This window comes from Amycolatopsis sp. NPDC033938 (genome assembly GCF_055575975.1).
This window is the reverse complement of the sequence record NZ_JBVIRO010000001.1, coordinates 1-17,773: the sequence shown is the minus strand read 5'-3', so window position 1 is coordinate 17,773 and position 17,773 is coordinate 1. Positions and strand designations below refer to the sequence as shown.

The following is a 17,773-nucleotide window of genomic DNA, read 5'->3' as shown; positions in this document are numbered from 1 at the left end:
CGATCCCTTCGCGCTCATGGTCCCGCCGGCCTGGTCCGGCGAGCAGCCGCCCGCCGCGCCGCGAGGTGCGCCCCGAGGCGCCCATCAGGGCCACGCCGCGATCGTCGATGGCACAAGACCTCTGACCTGTCGCCGTGTTCACGCCCACCCTTGGCGGGCGTGAACACGGTCAGAAAACCGTTAGCGCAGCCCCCAGCTTTCCAGCAGTGACGCGACTTCTTCGCGTTCGCCAGGCAGGAGCGGACGGCTCGGCGGTCGGACTTCAGGGCGGCACAAACCCAGTTGTGCCAATGCTTCTTTCACGACGCTCACGTTGTTGGCGTTGCTGTTCGCGGCCCGCATCTCCTCGAAGGGGCGGATGCGTTCCCAGTCGGCCATGGCGCCGCGGAAGTCGCCGTCCCGTAGCGAACGGAACATCTCCAGCGAGATCGACGGCGCGACGTTCACCAGTCCCGACGTGAACCCGGTCGCGCCGACGGCGAAGTAACCGGGCGCGGACAGCTCCGCCAGTCCGGCGATCCACGTGAACCGATCGAACCCGGCGTCCCGTGCCACCGACGCGAACCGCACCGGATCCGGCACCGCGTACTTCACGCCGACGACGTTCGGCGCGACGTCGGCGAGCCGGGTCAGCTGCTCTCCGCCGATCAGGGCGTTGCGCACGTACAGCACGACACCCAGTTCCGGAACGGACGCCGCGATGGCCCGGTGGTATTCGACCCAGCCCTCCGCCGAGACGTACGGATGCACCGGCTGGTGGATCATGACCAGGTCCGCACCCGCCTCCCGCGCGTGCCGTGCCGCGCGGATCGCCGTGGCGACGTCATGTCCGACACCGGCGACCACGGTCGCCCGGCCGCCCGCGGTCTTGACCGTCAGTTCGAGGCAGTGCCGCGCCTCGGCCTCGTCGAGCGCGTAGAACTCACCGGTGTTGCCGTTCGGCGTCACGACGTCGATGCCGCCGGTGATCAGCCGGTCCACCAGCTTCTCGTAGGTGTCCGGATCCACGGCGCCGTCGGCGTCGAACGGGGTCACCGGGATCGCCACGACCCCGGACAGCGCTCGTTTCAGCTCGTCGAACGAAGAAGCGGTCGTCACTGGCATGTCCGATCTGATATATGATGTGACGTCCTACGGTACCACGGCGAAGGTTTCGGGACGGGTGTCCTGAAGGTTGGGGCAGGCGGTCGGTACAGCGGGTCGTGAGTGGCGATTCGGGTTCTGGCCAAGGGTGTTTTAAGTACCTACGGCGGATACGGGGAGGGAAGGCCATCAAGAGCCTCAGCAGCACCACCAGTCACAACGACTGCGCGTGAAGGCCCCCTTCCCTCGGCTCAGCCGAGGGAAGGGGGCCTTCACGCGCTACCTCACGCCAGCAAGGCCGCAGGACACGGGTAGGTACCTGAGAGGGGGTTCGGTCTAACCCGAATCGCCACTCACGACCCTCGTGGCTAGCGCAGTGCGTCGAGGGCGAAGGCGGCGTACATCGCGACGCCGTTGGCCATGGCGTCCTCGTCGAAGACCACCCGGTTCGAGTGGTTCGCCTCGACGGTGGCCAGGTCGGCGCCGGGCGGGCAGGCGCCGAGGAACGCGAAAGCGCCCGGGACGCGCTGCAGGACGTAGGAGAAGTCCTCCGCGCCCATCACCGGGTTCTCCATGACCTCGGCGTTGCGGGCCCCGAGCACCTCGGCCGCCAGCTCCAGCACCCTGCCCGCGACCTGCGGGTCGTTCACCGTGACCGGGTAACCGGACACCACCTCGGCACTCACCCGGACGCCGTGGGCGGCACCGATCGCCTCGCACACCTTGGGCACCTCTTCACGCACGAAGGCCAGCGTCCGCTCGGACAGCGTGCGGATGGTGCCCTCCAGGAACGCCGTCTCCGGGATGATGTTGGTCGTCGTCCCCGCCTCGATGCGGGTGACCGAGACCACCGCGGGCTCGAACACGCTCACCTTGCGGGCCACCATCGTCTGCAGCGCGCCGACCATCGCCGCCGCCGCGGGCACCGGGTCGATCGCCTGATGCGGCGCCGAGCCGTGCCCGCCCCGGCCGGTGACCTTGACGTGGAAGCTATTCGCCGAAGCCATGATCGGACCCGGCCTCGTCTGCACGATGCCGGATTCGACCTGGGTGAAGATGTGCAGGCCGAACGCCTTCTCGACGCGTTCGCCCGCGGCTTCGAGCACGCCCTCGTGAATCATGTGGCGCGCGCCGTGCTCGCCTTCCTCGCCGGGCTGGAACATGAACACGACCGAACCGGCCAGCTCGTCGACGTGCTCGCTCAGCAGCCGCGCCGCCGAAGCCAGCATCGCGACGTGGGTGTCGTGCCCGCACGCGTGCATCGAGCCGTCTTCTTCGGAGGCGAAGTCGAGGCCGGTGTCCTCCTGCAGCGGGAGCGCGTCCATGTCGCCGCGGAGCAGGATCGACGGCCCCGGCTTCCCACCCCGGAGGACGGCGGTCAGCGAAGTGGTCGATTTGCCCTCGGTGATCTCCAGCGGCAGACCCTCCAGGGCCGCCTTGATCGCGGCCTGGGTCTTCGGCAGATGCAGTCCGATCTCCGGATTCCGGTGGATCTCCCGGCGGAGCTCTACGGTTTTCGCTTGGAGTGCGCGGGCTTCGTCCAGCAAACCGGCGAAGCGCGCGTCGGGGAGAGTGGGCAGGTCGGTGGGTCCGGTCATGTCTCGATAGTGGCGCATGAGGCGCTTCGGGCGCACCGTGCGTGCGTTCCGAATGCGGGCGGAATACGGTGTGCGCATGGCGGTGCAAGAGCCGATCACGGGGTTCGCGGTGGCCGTGGTGCGGGAGGACGGTCGGTGGCGGTGCAGCTCTCTTGACCCGGGAGCGCTCGCGGAACTCGACGCTGCGATCACCGAGCTCGGGAAATTGCGGTCGACGGGTGCCGCCTTCGGGCTGTTGGCGGTCGACGACGAGTTCTTCGTGATCGTCCGGCCGAGTCCGAGAGGTCCCTCGCTGCTGCTGTCCGACGCCGCCGCGGCGCTCGACTACGACATCGCCGCCGACGTCCTCGACGTGCTGAGAGTCGACCCGCCGGACGAGGACGACGACGCGGTCTGGCCGGAAGGCGACCTGGAGATCCTGACCGATCTCGGCCTGCCGGGTGCCGAACTCGAGGTGATCGTCGGCGAGGTCGACCTCTATCCGGACGAACAACTGCAGATGGTCGCGCAGCGGTGTGGATTCGCCGCCGAGTTCTCCAAGATCCTGGACGAGATCTGAGCCCCTCCGCCTCCGCCGCCGACATCGCCGCCGTCCAGGCGGCGATCGAAGCGGCGCGGGGTGCGGGCGACGACGTGCCGATCGGCGCCGTCGTACTGGCACCGGACGGCACCCCGCTGGCGTCCGCGCGCAACGCGCGTGAGGAGTACGGCGACCCGACGGCGCACGCGGAGATCCTCGCGCTGCGGGCCGCGTCCAAGATCTACGGCGACGGCTGGCGGCTCGAAGGCTGCACGCTCGCGGTGACGCTGGAGCCGTGCACGATGTGCGCCGGCGCCCTCGTGATGGCCAGGGTCGCGAAGCTCGTCTTCGGCGCCTGGGAGCCGAAGACGGGGGCGGTGGGGTCGCTGTGGGACGTCGTCCGCGACCGGCGGCTCAGCCATCGCGCGGAGGTCGTCGGCGGGGTGCTGGAGACCGAGTGCGCGGCCCTGCTCGAAGACTTCTTCCACGGGCAACGGGGTAACCGCACCGGGTGACAGATGTGTCACCTTCCGCTCCCCGGGTACTCCGGAGACAGGCGGCCGCAAACGGTGGCCGCAGTCGAAGGAGGAACGTCCGCCATGAGCGTTTTCGACAAGGCGAAGGACAAGGCCGAGCAGGCCATCGGCGCCGCCAAGGAGAAGCTCGGCGAGAAGACCGACAACCAGGACCTCGCGAATTCCGGTCGAGCCGACCAGACCGAGGGCCAGGTCAAGGAAGCCGGGCACGATCTGCGTGATCGCGCGGAAGGCGGCGTGCAGGACCTCAAGGACAAGTTCAACAAGTAGCCCTCACGCAGAAGAGCCGGTCTCCGTGGAGACCGGCTCTTCGCTGCGGTGGCGGTGGGATTTGAACCCACGGACGGGTATTAACCGTCACACGATTTCGAGTCGTGCTCCTTCGGCCGCTCGGACACGCCACCGCCGAGAACAATACCGGAGGGCGTCGGCGGCCCTTCAGGGGGTCAAGAAATCCGGGCGCTGATCTCGTCGATCGCCGCCGTCTGGTTCTCGACGATCTCCTGTGCCAGCGCCTTGGTCTCGGCGTGCTCACCCGACGACAGCACGGTCTTCGCCATCGCGACGCCGTTGCGCAGGTGCTCGGCCATCAACGGGAGCCAGGTGCGGTCGAACTCGTCGCCGGTCAGGTTCTGCAGTGCGGCGACCTGCCCCGAGGTGATCATCCCCGGCATCGAGTGCCCGGCGTGACCGGCCGCGGGGAGCACGGCCGCGTTCCACGACTGCAGCCAGCCGGTCATCGTCTGGACCTCGGCCGACTCGGCCTTGACGATCTTGGCCGCGACGGACTTCACGAACTCGGACGCCGACCGTTCCGAAGCCAGGTTCGCGACCTGGATCGACTGCTGGTGATGCGGGACCATCTGCTGGGAGAACGTGATGTCGGCCTGGTTGGCGCCCGGTCCGCCCTGCGCCGCCGGAGCGGCACCCGTGGCGGTCGAGCAGGCCGCGAGCACCCAGACGAGCAGTCCGAGCAGGGCCATCGGCAGTCGCCGTCGCATTGAGACCTCCGTAGTCATGGGGGACCGGCCCCTCCGCTCTGTGATACGGCTGTGACCTTCCGGCGGTTCAAAATCGGATTAGCCTTGGCAGGCATGACGGATCCGAAGACCGTGGTGACCGGTTTCCTTCAGGCTCTCGAAGAGCTCGACATCGACCGCGCGCTGGGTTTCCTGGCGATCGACATCGTCTATCAGAACGTCCCGCTCCCCGCCGCCCGCGGCCTCGGGGCGGTGGAGAAACAGCTGCGCACCATGGCTCGTTACGGCAGCGGTTTCGAGGCGCGCACGCATCACATCGCCGCCGACGGCCCGATCGTGCTCACCGAACGCACCGACGTCCTGCGCCGCGGCACCTGGGAGGCCGAGTTCTGGGTTTGTGGCACCTTCGAGGTCCGCGACGGCCGCATCGTGCTGTGGCGGGATTACTTCGACTGGACGACGTTCCTCGCGGCGAGCGCGAAAGGCGCGGGGAAGGCCGCTGTCGCCGGGGCGAAGTCGCTCATCGGCAAGTACCGCGCGCGGCAGGAGCTGGAGCGCTGATCCGCCTCATGAGTGGCTGGACATGACGCACCGCCGGTGTACGGGCACCGTCCTCCCCAGACGGGTCCCGTGCACCGGCGGTGCGCCCCCCATTCCCCCAGTTCCCCCCGCTCGCCCTCCCCGGCGAGCGTCAGAAGAGTGTGTCCTCGCTCACGTCGCAAAGGTAACTCCGGAAACGCCGGGTTGTACCCGGACTTGAGGTTCATTTAAGGCAGGGAAACACCAATGGTCTATGTGCGCGGCATTCCCGCGACATAAATGTCACCGTCGGCCACGGCGACGTCACGCGCACTGGACGCGCCGGTCGCCAGAATGCGGGCGGGATCGCGGAAGCCGGTGATCACCTCGACCCGCTGGACCGGTTTCGGGGTGCTGATCACGGTTTCCGGTTTCCAGACGCGCCCGTTCCCGAGCAAGAACGTTTCGATGCCCGGCTGTCCGTCACGAGTTCCGTAAACGCGCCAAGTGCCGCCATTGAGCGGTTCGATCTCGCGCATTCGGAGTCCGTTCGCGACTTCGCGGACTTCCCAGTCCCGGCCGTTCCACGCGCCCGCGAAATCGCGCGGCGAGCCCGCGGCGTCGAACTGGAACCAGGTGACGAACGGTTTGCCGTCGCGCTGCGTGCCGACCTGCAGGATGTAGTCCGGCGACTTGAGCCCGCCAGGGAGTTCGAGCGGCGTCTCGACGACCTTCAGGTACCTCTCCTGCTCGGCGTCGTCGACCTGAGTGCCGAGGTCGCGGCCCGCCGCGGAGAAGAACCGCAGGGTCCGGACGTCGAACGACAGGTAGTAGACGTTGCGGTGGTAGACGTCGTGCTTGTGCTGCGCCGGCCCGCCGCCGGCCAGCGTGTAGACGAACTGGATCCGCCCGGACGACGGCAGGTACCGCAGCTGGCCGACGTAGATCTCGTCCATGTGGTCGGCGCGGCCCAGCGAACCGAAGGCCCACTGTTTCCCGGTCAGCCGCACCGAGTTCTTCCACGTCCTCCCGTTGTCGCGGGAGACGATGTACTTCATCGGGCGGAAGTCCGGGTTCGCCGCCGGATCGAGTTCGTCGGTCGTCTCGCGGTAGAACATGAACAGCGTGCCGTCGGCGGTTTTGACCGGCATCGGGTAGCTCGCGGAATCTCCCTCCGGGATCTCCGTGTCGGTCCAGGTGCCGTCGAGGGAGTGGGCCAGTGGCGCGCGGCTGATCACGGTGCGCGTGTTGTGCATGCCGCGGAAGATCAGCAGGTGGCCGTCGCCCGCGAGCAGCATCGTCGGGTAGTTGTGCGGATCGGACTCGCCGTCGGCGATCTTCTTCGGTGCCGTCCAGGTGCCGGTCCGGTGGTCGTAGGCCTGGACGTAGGTGTCCGCGGCCTTGCCGGACCACGAGATGAAGGTCTTGCGCGCGACCGGATCGTGGATCCCGCCCGCGGTGGGCCGCCGGTCGGTGCGGGACGCGACCGTGCTCGCCGGGGTCATCACCTCGAACGCGGCTCTTTCGGATGGTTCGGCGGCCGCTGGGGAAACCGAGGTCACGAGACCCGCCGCGAGGAGAGGGACTAGCGCGCAAAGAAGTCCGCGCATGAAAACGCCTCCTGATGTGTGCAGGCGGCGGAGCTTGATCCTCTCACGAAGGAACCTGGAGGAACCAGCCTCGGCAGCGACGAAAGCACGGGTCCGAACGGACTAGCGGTGACGAATCGTTGTCTTGCCGTCTTCCTCATTTCACTTGTTCGGGGGAGTATTCCTCGACCGATCTTGCGAAGAGGGGACTCAGCGTGACCACATCCCGACGTGCTGCCCGGAGAAGGGCCCTGACCGCGGCCGTCGCCTCCGGGCTGGTCGTGAGCGGTGCCGCCGCTCCGGCCGCGCTCGCCGCGCCCAGCGCCGACGCCGTGATCGCCGAGGTCTACGGCGGTGGTGGCAACTCGGGAGCCACGCTGAGCAACGACTTCGTCGAACTCGCCAACCGAGGCGCGGCCGCCGTGAGCCTCGACGGCTTCAGCGTCCAGTACGCGCCCGCGTCGGGAAGCGGCTGGCAGGTCACGCCGCTGACCGGCGGTGTCGCGCCGGGGGCGCGGTACCTCGTCGCGCAGGCGAAGGGTTCGGGCGGCACGGTCGCGCTGCCGACCCCGGACGCCACCGGGACGATCACGCTGTCCGCCACCGCGGGCACCGTCGCGCTCGTCCAGGGCACGACGGCGCTGACCTGCAAGACCGCCGCCGACTGCGCGGCAGACAGCCGGATCAAGGACCTGGTCGGCTTCGGCTCGACCGCCGTCATCCGGGAGGGCGCCGCGGCACCCGCGCCGTCCAACACCGCGTCCGTCGCCAGGGGGACGACGCTGGCGGACACCGACGACAACGCCGCCGACTTCACCGCGGGCGCGCCCACGCCGACCAACAGCAAGGGCGAGACACCGGGCGAGACCGGCCCGCCGCCGGTCACCGCGAAGATCCACGACATCCAGGGCACCACCCGGATCTCGCCGTTCAAGGACCAAAAGGTCGCCGGGGTCACCGGTGTCGTGACCGCGATCCGGAGTTTCGGTTCGGCACGCGGGTTCTGGCTCACCGACACCGCTCCCGACGCCGACCCGCGCACCAGCGAGGGGTTGTTCGTCTTCACCGGTTCGACCACCCCCGCCGTGGCCGTCGGTGACGCGGTGACGGCCACCGGCACCGTCCGCGAGTTCTACCCGGACGCGCCCGCGACCTCGCCGTACCAGTCGCTCACCGAGCTGACCAGTGCGCAGTGGACGATCGATTCGAGCGGAAACGCCGTACCCGCGCCGACCGTCGTCACGCCGGCGTCGGTCCCGGACACCGTCGCCCCGGCGCCGGGCGGCAACATCGAACCGCTGCCGCTGGAGCCGTCGAAGTACTCGCTGGACTTCTGGGAGACGCACGAGAGCGAGACCGTCAGCGTCTCCGACGCGCGCGTCGTCGGCCCGACGTCGTCGTTCAACGAGCTTTACGTGACCACCAAGCCGCAGCAGAACCCGAGCATCCGCGGTGGCGCGGTGTACCTGGACTACGACCGGCTCAACACCGGCGTGCTCAAGGTCGCGTCGCTGATCCCGTTCGCCGAGACGCCCTTCCCGAAGGTCAACACCGGCGACGTGCTCACCGGCGAGACCTCCGGCCCGGTCGAATACAGCAACTTCGGCGGCTACACGCTGTTCGCGACGAAGCTGGGCGCGGCGAAGGACAACGGCCTGCAGCGCGAGAGCACCCGTAAGCAGCGCAGTGGTGAGCTGTCGGTGGCGACCTACAACGTGGAGAACCTGTCCGCTTTGGACAGTGCGGAGAAGTTCGGCGAGCTGGCCAAGGCCATCGCCACCAACCTGGCGAAGCCGGACATCCTGAACCTGGAAGAGATCCAGGACAACAACGGGCCCACCAACGATGGCACCGTCGCCGCGGACCAGACGTTGCAGAAGTTCGTCGACGCGATCGTCGCCGCCGGTGGCCCGCGCTACGAGTGGCGGCAGATCGACCCGGAGAACGGCAAGGACGGCGGGCAGCCGGGCGGCAACATCCGCGTCGGCTTCCTGTTCAACCCGGCTCGCGTGTCCTTTGTGGACCGTCCGGGCGGCGACGCGACCACCCCAGTCGGCGTCGTGAAGGAACGCGGCAAGACCCACCTGACCGCGTCCCCAGGCCGGGTCGAACCCTCCGACGAGGCGTGGAACGCCAGCCGTAAGCCGCTGGCCGGCGAGTTCGTCTTCCAGGGCCGCACCGTGTTCGTCATCGCGAACCACTTCAACTCCAAGGGCGGCGACCAGCCGACCCACGGCCGCAACCAGCCGCCGGTGCGGAGTTCCGAAGTGCAGCGGGCCAAGCAGGCGACCGTGCTCCGCGGCTTCATCGACAAGGTGCTCGCGTCGGACAAGAACGCGAACATCGTCGTGGCCGGTGACCTGAATGACTACCCGTTCTCGCCCGCGGTGCAGACCCTGACCGCCGGTGGCGCGCTGAAGGACCTCATCGCGTCGCTTCCGGAGAATGAGCGGTACAGCTACGTTTTCGAGGGTCAGTCGCAGGTGCTCGACCACATCCTGGCGTCGCGGGCGCCGCGCGGGACCGACTACGACGTCGTGCACCTCAACGCGGAGTTCGCGAAGCAGGCGAGCGACCATGACCCGCAGGTGCTGCGGTTCCGGCCGAGCGCGGGCAACCCGATCCAGGACGCGTTCTACGACCTGGCGGACCACCTGGAACGCGTCTTCGGCCCCTACCTGCCGACTCGGTAGTTACGCGCGTGAAGGCCCCCTTCCCTCGGCTCAGCCGAGGGAAGGGGGCCTTCACGCGCTGTTCAGGAGCGTTTGGCGCGCCAGCCGAGGGAAAGAACGGCCTGGACGAGTTCCTGGTAGCTCGGCTTGACCTCTTCCAGGTACCGCTCCAGGTAGCCGGCGCGCGCTGTCGGCACCGGCTGGGGGTCTTCGTCGTCCGGCAGCCAGGCGAGGCCTTCGACGTTGTGCTGCGCCATCTTCCACCAGCGTGTGCACCGGTCGATCGCCCGCTGCTCGCGTTCGGCGGCGTCCGCGACCGCCTGGTGAGCCTCGGCGAGCCGGGCCTCCAGTTCGTCCGCGCGGCCGATCTCCCAGTCGCGGAGGTTCTCCGCCGAAGCGCGGGCGAGGCCGACGATCTCCTTGTACCGCATGGCCGCGGTCATGCCGTCATCCATCGAGAAGCCCTTCCGGCCGCTGGAACGGGATGATCACCTCTGGTGCGCCGTGGGTCGTGCGGTCGAAGAACAGCGCCCGGCCCGGTCGCGGCGACCAGTGCACGACCTGCCCGGCGGCGAACGGTGACAGTTCGTTGCCCTGGACGTCCAGTGCGGCCCAGGTGCCGATGTCGTCGGTGCCCGCGAAACCGAGGGTGTCCTTGAGCCGCGCGACACTGCGCCACCAGCCGATGGTGTGGACGCCGTGCGTGGGCCCCTGCTTCAGCAGCACCCGCAGCTGGTCCAAACCGCTCTTCAACTGCCCGGGTGCCTTGGCCTCCAGCGCGGGGATCGAGGCGTCGACGCCGTACAGCAGCAACACCTTCGCATTGTCCAAAGAGGACAGATTCTCCGCGATATCGATTACCCGGGAAGGCAGGTCGTCGACCAATGACGCGTGGTGTCCCTCCGCTTTCAGCCGCTCTGCCAGCTCGGCCACCGCCGGAACGGACGCCTCGATCGGGCACGAAAGCACGAACTCCACCGAACCGAGCGGATGCTGACGCGCCAGCGAGCGCGCGGCGGAGTCCATGATGGACAGTGCCTCCGCCGTCGCGGCACCCAAGACCGCGATGTTGCGGCCGGGCGCCTTCGGCAGGTCGACCCCGCAGGCGGCCTCGTCGACGTCGATGGACTGCCCCAGCAGGGCTCGCGGCTTCTTCGTCGGCTTCAGATCGTTGAACACCGGGAACTGTTCCAGCACCGGGGAATGCGCGCCGTCGAACAGCCGGGGCCGCTTGAACGACTCCGAATACCGTTCCCACAGCCGGTGCTGCAGTTTGACGAAGACGTCCTTGCTGCTCGCGTCCGGCACGTGGGCGAGCTGGTTCCCGTGCGCGATACCGGAATCGTGGTTGATCACCGCATGCCATTTCGGCGCCGAAACCGCCGCGTTGTTGGTCTCGGACAGCACCCGCCGTGCCTTCGGCATCGCGATCCGCAGTGTGCACTGCTCGAACACCGCCGGTTTGCCCCAGAACGCCTCGATCCCGGCGACGTCCTGGCTCGCCAGCACCAGGTGGATGCCTTGCGACCGGCCTCGCCGCGCGATGTCCTCCAGCAGCTGGGTCGCGGTCGAGGTCACGCCGTCACGGCCGGCGAACAGGTACTGGAACTCGTCGATCACCGCGACGATCCGCGGCCAGTGCCCGCCGGGATCCTGCTCCCGCAGATCCGCGAGATTGGTGACCTCGTGCTGTTTCGCCGCCGCCGAACGACGGCGCAGCTCGTCGGCGAGGAAGCGCAGCAGCGCCAGGCCGAACTCGCGGTCGGTGTTGACGTTGACGCCGATGAGCTTGGCGTGCGGCAGCCAGCTGGCGTCACGCCGTCCCGGGGCGAGCCCGGCGAACGACACGCCTTCCTTGAAGTCCAGCAGATACAGCGCGAGTTCGTCCGGCGAGTACCGCGCCGCGAGACTGCCCAGCAGCGAGTACAGGAAGTTCGTCTTCCCCGAACCGCTCGGCCCGCCGATGAGCGCGTGCGGGCTGGCGTCGCCGATGACGACCTCCACCGCCTCGCCCTCGTAGAACCCGACCGGTGCCCGCAGTTCCCGTGCCGAACTCTCCTTGCCCAGTTCGGTCGGCAGGAGGTCGGCGAACGAACGGGGACCGCCCTGTTTGGCGATCAGCGCCTCGGCGATCCGCCCGGCGGCCCGGATGACCTGCGCGGACGGCATCGGCGGATCGAGGTCGACGACCAGATCCGGGCCGGTCATGCTGCTGGTCGCGCGCCGGTCGTCGTACAGGCTCAAGGTTTCGACCGACGTCGACAAGGTGGTCGGCACGTCGATGAGGATCAGGCAGATCCCGGCCGCGAGCGCCCCGGTGGCGACGCGTTTCAGCTCGCGGGCGCGCTCCGGTTCGAGGGTCTCCCCGTTGCCGTAGAGCACCGCGACGCGGAACGGTTCGACGCGCTGGCCGCTCGCCTGCCGGATCTCCCGCAGCGACGTGTGGCCCGCCTGCATCCCGGTCGCGTGGATACGGCGGATGTGCCCGGCCAGTTCGTCGAGGAGGTCCTCCAGCCGTCCCGGGTCGTACAGGGTGAGCGCGCTCGTGCGGCTCAGCGGATAGAGGTCCGGCAGGATCGCGGTCAGCTGCCCGACGTCCCACAGGTGGACGCGCACCGCGCCGGGCTCGAAGGTGCTCAGCACACGCATCAGCAGGTTCTGCACGATGCCGTCCACCGCGGCCCGGGTCTTCGGTGCCGAGGTGATGGACAGATGCGACTCGTCGAGCAGGGGTATCGCGACGTCGAACGTGCGCGGGACGTCCTTGCCCGGCACGGTCGCCGAGCCGACCCGCCACAACCCCGGCGCGGTGATGCCGGGATTCCCGCCGACCCGGCCGAGCCAGTTGCCCGGCTGCTGGCCGGCGGGGCCCGGCGCGTTGTTCGTGACGAGGTCGCGCAGCGCGTCCGGACCCGCTTCCCAGTCCGCGTAGAACTGGTTCCGCACGTTGCCGAGCAGACCGAACACCTCGCCAGCGGCGGGATGTCGCGACCATTCGGCGTACTGATCCGAGGTGGAGTTGTTCATCCCCACCCGGACGATGTGCTGTTCCAGTTGCAGTTTGGCCAGTTCCGCCTCGGCGGCCTGGCGGGCGCCGGCGGCGGCTCCGAGGACGAGTCCGATCTGGTGCCGGACCCGTTCCAGCGCCGTGGCGACGCGATTGCGCTGTTCACTCGCTTTGCTGCCCATACCGGCTCGCCGATCTCAGAGGCGTGATTGGTAACCGCTGACCAGGTCGTCAGCGGCGGAAAGGCGCGTCAGGAGGTTTTCTATTCCCTCGTCGGCCTGCGCCAGCTGCGACGGCACCCATGGCACGGCTTGAGCCTGTGGATCCACGATGGCCCGGCGGGCCTCTTCGAGCAGGCTTCTGGCCCGTTCGGCGTGCGTGCGTCCGTCGGCGAGGCCGGTTTGGACGGCCGTCAGCAGCTGGTGCAGTTCCTCGAGGTACATGCTAGAGGCGGGTCGAGTACGACTCGGCCGACGAGATGCCGGCCTGGATGGTGCTTTGCATACCGGTGATGCCCTGCAGTGCCTCGGCGAGAAGCCCGTGCGCCTGGCTCACCTCGTGCTGGGTGCTGCCCTGCGTGGCCTGGGAAAGTGAAAGCTGGGCTTCTTCGAGAGACTGCGCTGCCTGCTGAAGTGCGGCGATACCCGCGGATGCTTTCTCGTTCGCGAGCGCGATACCAGCGCGGATCTCTTCGACTCCGGCCATTTTGGCGGACTCCTTGGGACGTCGGGGGCTGGAACGACCACCATTAAACTTAGCGTGATCAACTGACTCTGTTAAGTGAAGGTCCTGCTAAGTAATCAACAAGGCCCCGGACGTCGGAACGTCCGGGGCCTTGCTGACGGCGGAGGATACAGGATTCGAACCTGCGAGGGCGTGAACCCAACACGCTTTCCAAGCGTGCGCCTTAGGCCGCTCGGCCAATCCTCCGTGGGGAACTTTACCGGATGCCCTTTCGGTCCTTCGAAGGCGGGTCTGACCTGGGTTTCCGGCTTGGTCGCCTCAGGCGCGCGCCGGAGCGAGAACGTCGGCGACGACGCAGGTGATGTTGTCCGGTCCGCCGCCTTCGTTGGCCAGGTGGATCAGGTGCGGGACGGTCTCGGCGGGATCTTGGAAGGCGCCGAGGACGTCCTTGATAACGGTTTCGACAACCGTTGCCGTTAACCCGTCCGAGCACAGCAGGAGACGGTCCCCCGGGGCCGCGTCGAAGGTCCAGATGTCCGCTTCGCCGCTGCCGGTGCTCAGGAGTGCCTTCATGAGCAGTGAGCCGCGAGGGTGCCCTTCGACCTCCGACGGGTCGATGCGGCCGTCGTCCGCGAGGGCCTGAGCGAGGGTGTGGTCGCGGGTGAAGCGCTGAAGTGTTCCTCCGCGGAGGAGGTATCCCTTGGAGTCGCCGATGTGGGCGGCCGTGAAGTGCGACCCGTCGAACAGCAACGCCGTCAGAGTGGTGCCCATGCCCCGCGTCTCGGGCTCCTGCTCGGCCGTCGCGGCGAGCCTGTCATCGATGGTGCGAAGGCCGCCGGAGAGCACCTCGACCAGGTCGACCTCCGCGAGGTCGAAACCGCCGAGGTCCGCGTCGAGCCGGGACAGGACGCCGACCGCCTCGGCGCTCGCCACCTCGCCGTGCGGCTGGCCGCCGATGCCGTCGGCGACGGCCAGCATCCTGGGGCTGGCGTAGACCGAGTCCTGGTTGACCTGGCGGCGCCGCCCGACATCCGAGCCGGCGGCGTACCGAAGGGTGTACCTCATGGATCCCAGTAAAGCAGCTGTGTACTGAGTTCACAAACAAAGGGCTGGAATGGTCAGCTGTCGGTTACGATGCGCCGATGGAGGAGCAAGCCACCGTCAGCGCGGCGGACATCGCGCGGATCGCCGGCGTCGGCCGCGCCGCGGTGAGCAACTGGCGTCGACGTTACGGTGATTTTCCGCCGCCCGTCGGCGGGACGGCGTCGAGCCCCCTCTTTTCGCTGGTCACCGTCGAGAACTGGCTGCGTGAGCGAGGAAAGCCGTTCGAGATCTCGCTCGGTGACCGGATCTGGCAACGGCTGCGGAACCTCGGCGACGACCTGTCGCTCGGCCTGCGGGTGGGCCGGGTGGGGTCGTATCTGACCCGGCCGGGCGAGTGGTCCTTTTCGCCCCGCTACGACGACGCGGAATTGCTCAGCCTGCTGGACCGCTTCGTGGGCGAGCGAGGCGCGCGCGAGGCCTACGAATTCCTGTGCGAACGCTACGTCGAGGCGCACTCGCGTCAGCTCTCCGTCACCCCGGAACCGGTGGCCGCGCTGATGTCCCGCCTCATCGGCCCCGAACCCGGCGTCGTGCTCGACCCCGCGTGCGGGCTCGGGACACTGCTGCTGGCCTCCGGCGGGACCCGGCTGCTCGGCCAGGCCGACGATCCGGCGACCTCGTGCATCGCCGCGCACCGGCTGCTGCTCGCGGGGGCCGACATGGAGATGTACGGCGCGGACGCCCTGGCGATGGACTCCTACGAAGGGGTGCTCGCGGACACCGTCGTCTGCGATCCGCCGTTCAACGAGCGGGAATGGGGTTACGACGAACTCGTCGGCGACCCGCGCTGGGAATACGGCCAGCCACCGCGTGGCGAGCCGGAACTGGCGTGGGTGCAGCATTGTCTCGCGCATGTGAAACCCGGCGGGCTGGTCGCGATCCGGATGCCGCTGGCCGCCGCCGGACGCCGCACCGGACGGCGGATCCGCGGAAACCTGTTGCGGGCCGGGGCTTTGCGTGCGGTGGTGACGGTCAGCGGCTCGGACGTCTGGCTGCTGCGGCGCCCGGAACCCGGTGAGCGCCCGCCCTCCCGGCTGCTCCTGCTGGCCGATCCGTCCACTGTGGAGGATCAATGGGCGGCGCATTTGCGCGGTGACGAGGTGCCGGGCGCCGTCCGGATCATCGATCTGCTCGACGAGGAGATCGACCTTTCCCCCGCCCGGCATCAAACGCGGGACGAACACGCGGGCGAGGCGTTCCTGGAAGTCCGGCGGTATTTCGACGGGATCCGGCCGGAACTGCCGTCGCTGGTGGTTTCCGCGGAAAAACCCGCGTTCACCACGATCGGTGAGCTGCTGAAGTCCGGGGTGCTCAGCGTGCCGGAAACGGTGGAGGCGGGCGACGTCGTCGCGTCGCCGGCCGTACCCGCATATGTCCACAGTGGATCGCCGACGACGGTTGAGCCGTCGATGTCGAAGTACCGCCCCGACCCCGAACGGCTGGACGCCGCGTTCCTCGCCGGCTGTCTGCGCGCGGCCGGGCAGATCGCGCCGACCTCCTCCACCCGGATCGACCTCAAGCGCACCCGGATCCCGCGTCTCCCGATCGAGACACAGCGCGCGCACGGGGAGGCCTTCACCCGGCTCGCGGAGTTCGAGGACGCACTGCGCGAGGCGGCGGAATCGGGCATGGAGCTGGTGAGACTAGGCTTGGCCGGGCTCACCGAAGGACAGCTCAAGCCGGAGAATTAGGTTGCTGATCGCCGATCGCTACGAACTCGACGAGCTGCCGCTCGGCCGGGGTGGGATGGGCGCGGTCTACGCGGGCCACGACCGGCATCTCGGCCGCCGCGTCGCGGTGAAGTTCCTCGGGCTGCCCGGCGGTCCGGACGCCGAACTCGAACAGCGGTTCATCCGCGAGGCGCGGATCCTCGCGACGCTGGAGCACGCGGGTGCGCCGACGCTGTACGACTTCGGCACCTACGACGAGCGGTTGTACCAGGTCATGCAGTTCATCGAGGGCGTGACCGTCGCCGATCTCGCCGCCGAACACGGCCCGCTGCCGGTGCCGTGGGCGGCCGCGATCGCCGCGCAGGCGTGCGCCGTCCTGGCCGGCGCGCACGCGCTTTCGATCTGCCACCGCGATCTCAAGCCCACCAACCTGATGCTGTGTCCCGACGGCAGCGTGAAGGTGCTCGACTTCGGGCTCGCGATGCTGCGCGAGACCGACGTCGCCCAGTTCACCCGCGCGGGGCAGATCCTGGGCACACCCGCGTACATGGCGCCCGAGCAGATCCAGCGCGGGATCGCGGGACCGCGCAGCGACCTGTACGCGCTGGGCTGCGTCCTGCACGAAATGCTGACCGGCAGACAGCTGTTCACCGGTCCGACGGCGTACGCGGTGTTCGAGAAGCAGGTCAAGGAAAGTCCGGCTGAAGTGGACGGAGTACCGGGTGGACTGAACGTCCTGCTCGCGGATCTGCTGGAGAAGGACCCGGAAAGACGTCCCGCGGACGCGAACGAACTGTTCGAACGGCTGGCCGTGTTCGCCAGGGATCTGCCGCCGCTGCCCGGCTACCTGGACGAGGGCGCCAATCCCGGCCGGATGTACGCGAGAGTCGTCGGCCGCGTGCCATGAGACGTGATCGTGACCTTCCGCCCAACAACCCCGGACGGGTGAGTTCCGTCTTTACCCATGTCAGACGAACTACGGACAAACGGGGGTAAGGGTCGTGAAGAGGTTCTTGGTGGGGGTGACCGCACTGGCCACCGCGCTGGTGCTGACCGCGTGTTCCGGCAACACCGGCGGCGGCGCGCCCGGTGGTGGCGCTGTCGCGCAGGGTGACCCGGCCTCCGGGACCACGACCACTTCGGCGCCGTCCTCGGCACCCGCCACGTCGTCGTCGCCGACACCGACACCTACGCCGAGCAGTTCGAGCTCCAGCCCGAAGCCGACGTCTTCGAAGCCCAAGCCGACGCCGAAGCCCACGCCGAAACCGGCGGCCAAGCCTGCCGCGAACGTCGCCGACGTCCCGTGCAAGGCCGCGCTGGCTTCACCGGGCGTGAGCGCCTGTGTGGACCTCTCCGCGCTGAAGACCTGGCTGCTGCAGGACGGCAAGGTCATCTACGGTCCGGTCAAGCAGCTGCCCGGCAAGAAGGGCCACGCGACACCGACCGGCGTCTTCCACGTGTCGAACAAGGTCAAGAACTACCACTCGAAGGAATTCGACGCGCCAATGCCGAACTCGGTGTTCTTCCTGCCGGGTATCGCCTTCCACACCGGCAGCCTGTCGGTGTACTCGCACGGCTGCATCCACCTGTCCGCGGCGGCTTCGCAGAAGTACTTCTCGACTCTGCAGAGTGGCGACGTGGTGCAGGTCGTGGCCTGACCTTGAAGCTTCCGTGAGGCCTGGGCCGGGTTGGTCGTGAGTGGCGATTCGGGTTCTAAGAGCCTGTTCCTAAACCTGTGGTGTGTCGTGTTGGCATAAGGGTGGGCTCCTGGTAGCGAGGGAGGTGCTGAAGCCAAACCCTCAAACCAGGAG

Annotated in this window: 17 protein-coding genes and 2 tRNA genes; 8 read left to right on the top strand and 11 right to left on the bottom strand. The window is 68.5% G+C overall.

The features are described from left to right. Window positions 1-180: 180 nt before the first annotated feature. Both ACZ5ZX_RS00095 and ACZ5ZX_RS00090 read right to left on the bottom strand, forming a co-directional pair. Complete coding sequence (locus ACZ5ZX_RS00095) at window positions 181-1,104, bottom strand: dihydrodipicolinate synthase family protein (RefSeq protein WP_465499897.1); 924 nt, start codon at window positions 1,102-1,104, stop codon at window positions 181-183. 347 nt (window positions 1,105-1,451) lie between these two features. Further along, window positions 1,452-2,681, bottom strand: coding sequence for a M20 metallopeptidase family protein (locus tag ACZ5ZX_RS00090; RefSeq protein ID WP_465499896.1), 1,230 nt, complete (start codon window positions 2,679-2,681; stop codon window positions 1,452-1,454). 76 nt (window positions 2,682-2,757) lie between these two features. Here ACZ5ZX_RS00090 and ACZ5ZX_RS00085 point away from each other — a divergent pair, with 76 nt between their 5' ends. From ACZ5ZX_RS00085 to ACZ5ZX_RS00075, 3 genes are all read left to right on the top strand, one after another. Next, window positions 2,758-3,240, top strand: coding sequence for a tRNA adenosine deaminase-associated protein (locus ACZ5ZX_RS00085; protein ID WP_465459980.1), 483 nt, complete (start codon window positions 2,758-2,760; stop codon window positions 3,238-3,240). 23 nt (window positions 3,241-3,263) lie between these two features. Next, on the top strand, window positions 3,264-3,716 hold the full coding sequence (locus tag ACZ5ZX_RS00080) for a nucleoside deaminase (RefSeq protein ID WP_465460233.1): 453 nt from the start codon (window positions 3,264-3,266) through the stop codon (window positions 3,714-3,716). Between the two features lie 84 nt (window positions 3,717-3,800). Beyond that, entirely contained in the window at window positions 3,801-4,007 is a 207-nt protein-coding gene (locus ACZ5ZX_RS00075) for a CsbD family protein (RefSeq protein ID WP_007035155.1), read from the top strand. Window positions 4,008-4,053: 46 nt separating this feature from the next. Here ACZ5ZX_RS00075 and ACZ5ZX_RS00070 read toward each other — a convergent pair. Both ACZ5ZX_RS00070 and ACZ5ZX_RS00065 read right to left on the bottom strand, forming a co-directional pair. Beyond that, a tRNA-Ser gene (locus ACZ5ZX_RS00070) sits at window positions 4,054-4,141 on the bottom strand. A gap of 42 nt (window positions 4,142-4,183) precedes the next feature. Next, window positions 4,184-4,738, bottom strand: a complete 555-nt coding sequence (locus ACZ5ZX_RS00065; protein ID WP_465499895.1) for a DUF305 domain-containing protein — start codon at window positions 4,736-4,738, stop codon at window positions 4,184-4,186. Window positions 4,739-4,831: 93 nt separating this feature from the next. On the opposite strand from ACZ5ZX_RS00065, the gene ACZ5ZX_RS00060 reads away from it, so the two are divergent. Further along, entirely contained in the window at window positions 4,832-5,278 is a 447-nt protein-coding gene (locus tag ACZ5ZX_RS00060; protein WP_465499894.1) for a limonene-1,2-epoxide hydrolase family protein, read from the top strand. 230 nt (window positions 5,279-5,508) lie between these two features. Here ACZ5ZX_RS00060 and ACZ5ZX_RS00055 read toward each other — a convergent pair whose 3' ends face one another. Further along, window positions 5,509-6,846 carry a BNR-4 repeat-containing protein gene (locus ACZ5ZX_RS00055; RefSeq protein WP_465499893.1) on the bottom strand — a complete coding sequence of 446 codons (1,338 nt, stop codon included), beginning with the start codon at window positions 6,844-6,846 and terminating at the stop codon, window positions 5,509-5,511. Between the two features lie 194 nt (window positions 6,847-7,040). Here ACZ5ZX_RS00055 and ACZ5ZX_RS00050 point away from each other — a divergent pair, with 194 nt between their 5' ends. After that, window positions 7,041-9,518, top strand: coding sequence for an endonuclease/exonuclease/phosphatase family protein (locus ACZ5ZX_RS00050; RefSeq protein WP_465499892.1), 2,478 nt, complete (start codon window positions 7,041-7,043; stop codon window positions 9,516-9,518). Window positions 9,519-9,580: 62 nt separating this feature from the next. On the opposite strand, the gene ACZ5ZX_RS00045 is transcribed toward ACZ5ZX_RS00050, so the two are convergent. The 6 genes from ACZ5ZX_RS00045 to ACZ5ZX_RS00020 form a co-directional block, all read right to left on the bottom strand. Then, window positions 9,581-9,952: a hypothetical protein gene (locus ACZ5ZX_RS00045; protein WP_465499891.1), complete on the bottom strand. Its 372-nt coding sequence runs from the start codon at window positions 9,950-9,952 to the stop codon at window positions 9,581-9,583. Continuing rightward, window positions 9,945-12,686: an FtsK/SpoIIIE domain-containing protein gene (locus ACZ5ZX_RS00040; RefSeq protein ID WP_465499890.1), complete on the bottom strand. Its 2,742-nt coding sequence runs from the start codon at window positions 12,684-12,686 to the stop codon at window positions 9,945-9,947. Before ACZ5ZX_RS00040 ends, ACZ5ZX_RS00045 begins: the two co-directional genes overlap by 8 nt. A gap of 15 nt (window positions 12,687-12,701) precedes the next feature. After that, window positions 12,702-12,947, bottom strand: coding sequence for a hypothetical protein (locus tag ACZ5ZX_RS00035; RefSeq protein WP_037320343.1), 246 nt, complete (start codon window positions 12,945-12,947; stop codon window positions 12,702-12,704). A 1-nt stretch (window position 12,948) separates the two neighbouring features. Further along, window positions 12,949-13,209 (bottom strand): hypothetical protein, encoded by a 261-nt coding sequence (locus ACZ5ZX_RS00030; RefSeq protein WP_037320341.1) that lies wholly within the window; start codon window positions 13,207-13,209, stop codon window positions 12,949-12,951. Between the two features lie 140 nt (window positions 13,210-13,349). Beyond that, window positions 13,350-13,434 (bottom strand) — tRNA-Ser (locus ACZ5ZX_RS00025). A gap of 72 nt (window positions 13,435-13,506) precedes the next feature. Continuing rightward, window positions 13,507-14,253, bottom strand: a complete 747-nt coding sequence (locus tag ACZ5ZX_RS00020) for a PP2C family protein-serine/threonine phosphatase (protein ID WP_465499889.1) — start codon at window positions 14,251-14,253, stop codon at window positions 13,507-13,509. A gap of 77 nt (window positions 14,254-14,330) precedes the next feature. On the opposite strand from ACZ5ZX_RS00020, the gene ACZ5ZX_RS00015 reads away from it, so the two are divergent. From ACZ5ZX_RS00015 to ACZ5ZX_RS00005, 3 genes are all read left to right on the top strand, one after another. After that, entirely contained in the window at window positions 14,331-15,983 is a 1,653-nt protein-coding gene (locus tag ACZ5ZX_RS00015) for an N-6 DNA methylase (protein WP_465499888.1), read from the top strand. Window position 15,984: 1 nt separating this feature from the next. Beyond that, a complete protein-coding gene (locus ACZ5ZX_RS00010) occupies window positions 15,985-16,869 on the top strand; it encodes a serine/threonine-protein kinase (RefSeq protein ID WP_465499887.1) in 885 nt (294 codons plus the stop codon). A gap of 94 nt (window positions 16,870-16,963) precedes the next feature. Next, on the top strand, window positions 16,964-17,620 hold the full coding sequence (locus ACZ5ZX_RS00005; RefSeq protein ID WP_465499886.1) for a L,D-transpeptidase: 657 nt from the start codon (window positions 16,964-16,966) through the stop codon (window positions 17,618-17,620). Window positions 17,621-17,773 lie beyond the last annotated feature (153 nt).

What these genes read in the sequence shown, in the direction of transcription:
- ACZ5ZX_RS00095 (WP_465499897.1), bottom strand. Translation starts at nt 1,104, where the DNA reads ATGCCAGTGACGACCGCTTCTTCGTTCGACGAGCTGAAACGAGCGCTG.
- ACZ5ZX_RS00090 (WP_465499896.1), bottom strand. Translation starts at nt 2,681, where the DNA reads ATGACCGGACCCACCGACCTGCCCACTCTCCCCGACGCGCGCTTCGCC.
- ACZ5ZX_RS00085 (WP_465459980.1), top strand. Translation starts at nt 2,758, where the DNA reads ATGGCGGTGCAAGAGCCGATCACGGGGTTCGCGGTGGCCGTGGTGCGG.
- ACZ5ZX_RS00075 (WP_007035155.1), top strand. Translation starts at nt 3,801, where the DNA reads ATGAGCGTTTTCGACAAGGCGAAGGACAAGGCCGAGCAGGCCATCGGC.
- ACZ5ZX_RS00065 (WP_465499895.1), bottom strand. Translation starts at nt 4,738, where the DNA reads ATGCGACGGCGACTGCCGATGGCCCTGCTCGGACTGCTCGTCTGGGTG.
- ACZ5ZX_RS00060 (WP_465499894.1), top strand. Translation starts at nt 4,832, where the DNA reads ATGACGGATCCGAAGACCGTGGTGACCGGTTTCCTTCAGGCTCTCGAA.
- ACZ5ZX_RS00055 (WP_465499893.1), bottom strand. Translation starts at nt 6,846, where the DNA reads ATGCGCGGACTTCTTTGCGCGCTAGTCCCTCTCCTCGCGGCGGGTCTC.
- ACZ5ZX_RS00045 (WP_465499891.1), bottom strand. Translation starts at nt 9,952, where the DNA reads ATGGATGACGGCATGACCGCGGCCATGCGGTACAAGGAGATCGTCGGC.
- ACZ5ZX_RS00040 (WP_465499890.1), bottom strand. Translation starts at nt 12,686, where the DNA reads ATGGGCAGCAAAGCGAGTGAACAGCGCAATCGCGTCGCCACGGCGCTG.
- ACZ5ZX_RS00035 (WP_037320343.1), bottom strand. Translation starts at nt 12,947, where the DNA reads ATGTACCTCGAGGAACTGCACCAGCTGCTGACGGCCGTCCAAACCGGC.
- ACZ5ZX_RS00030 (WP_037320341.1), bottom strand. Translation starts at nt 13,209, where the DNA reads ATGGCCGGAGTCGAAGAGATCCGCGCTGGTATCGCGCTCGCGAACGAG.
- ACZ5ZX_RS00020 (WP_465499889.1), bottom strand. Translation starts at nt 14,253, where the DNA reads ATGAGGTACACCCTTCGGTACGCCGCCGGCTCGGATGTCGGGCGGCGC.
- ACZ5ZX_RS00015 (WP_465499888.1), top strand. Translation starts at nt 14,331, where the DNA reads ATGGAGGAGCAAGCCACCGTCAGCGCGGCGGACATCGCGCGGATCGCC.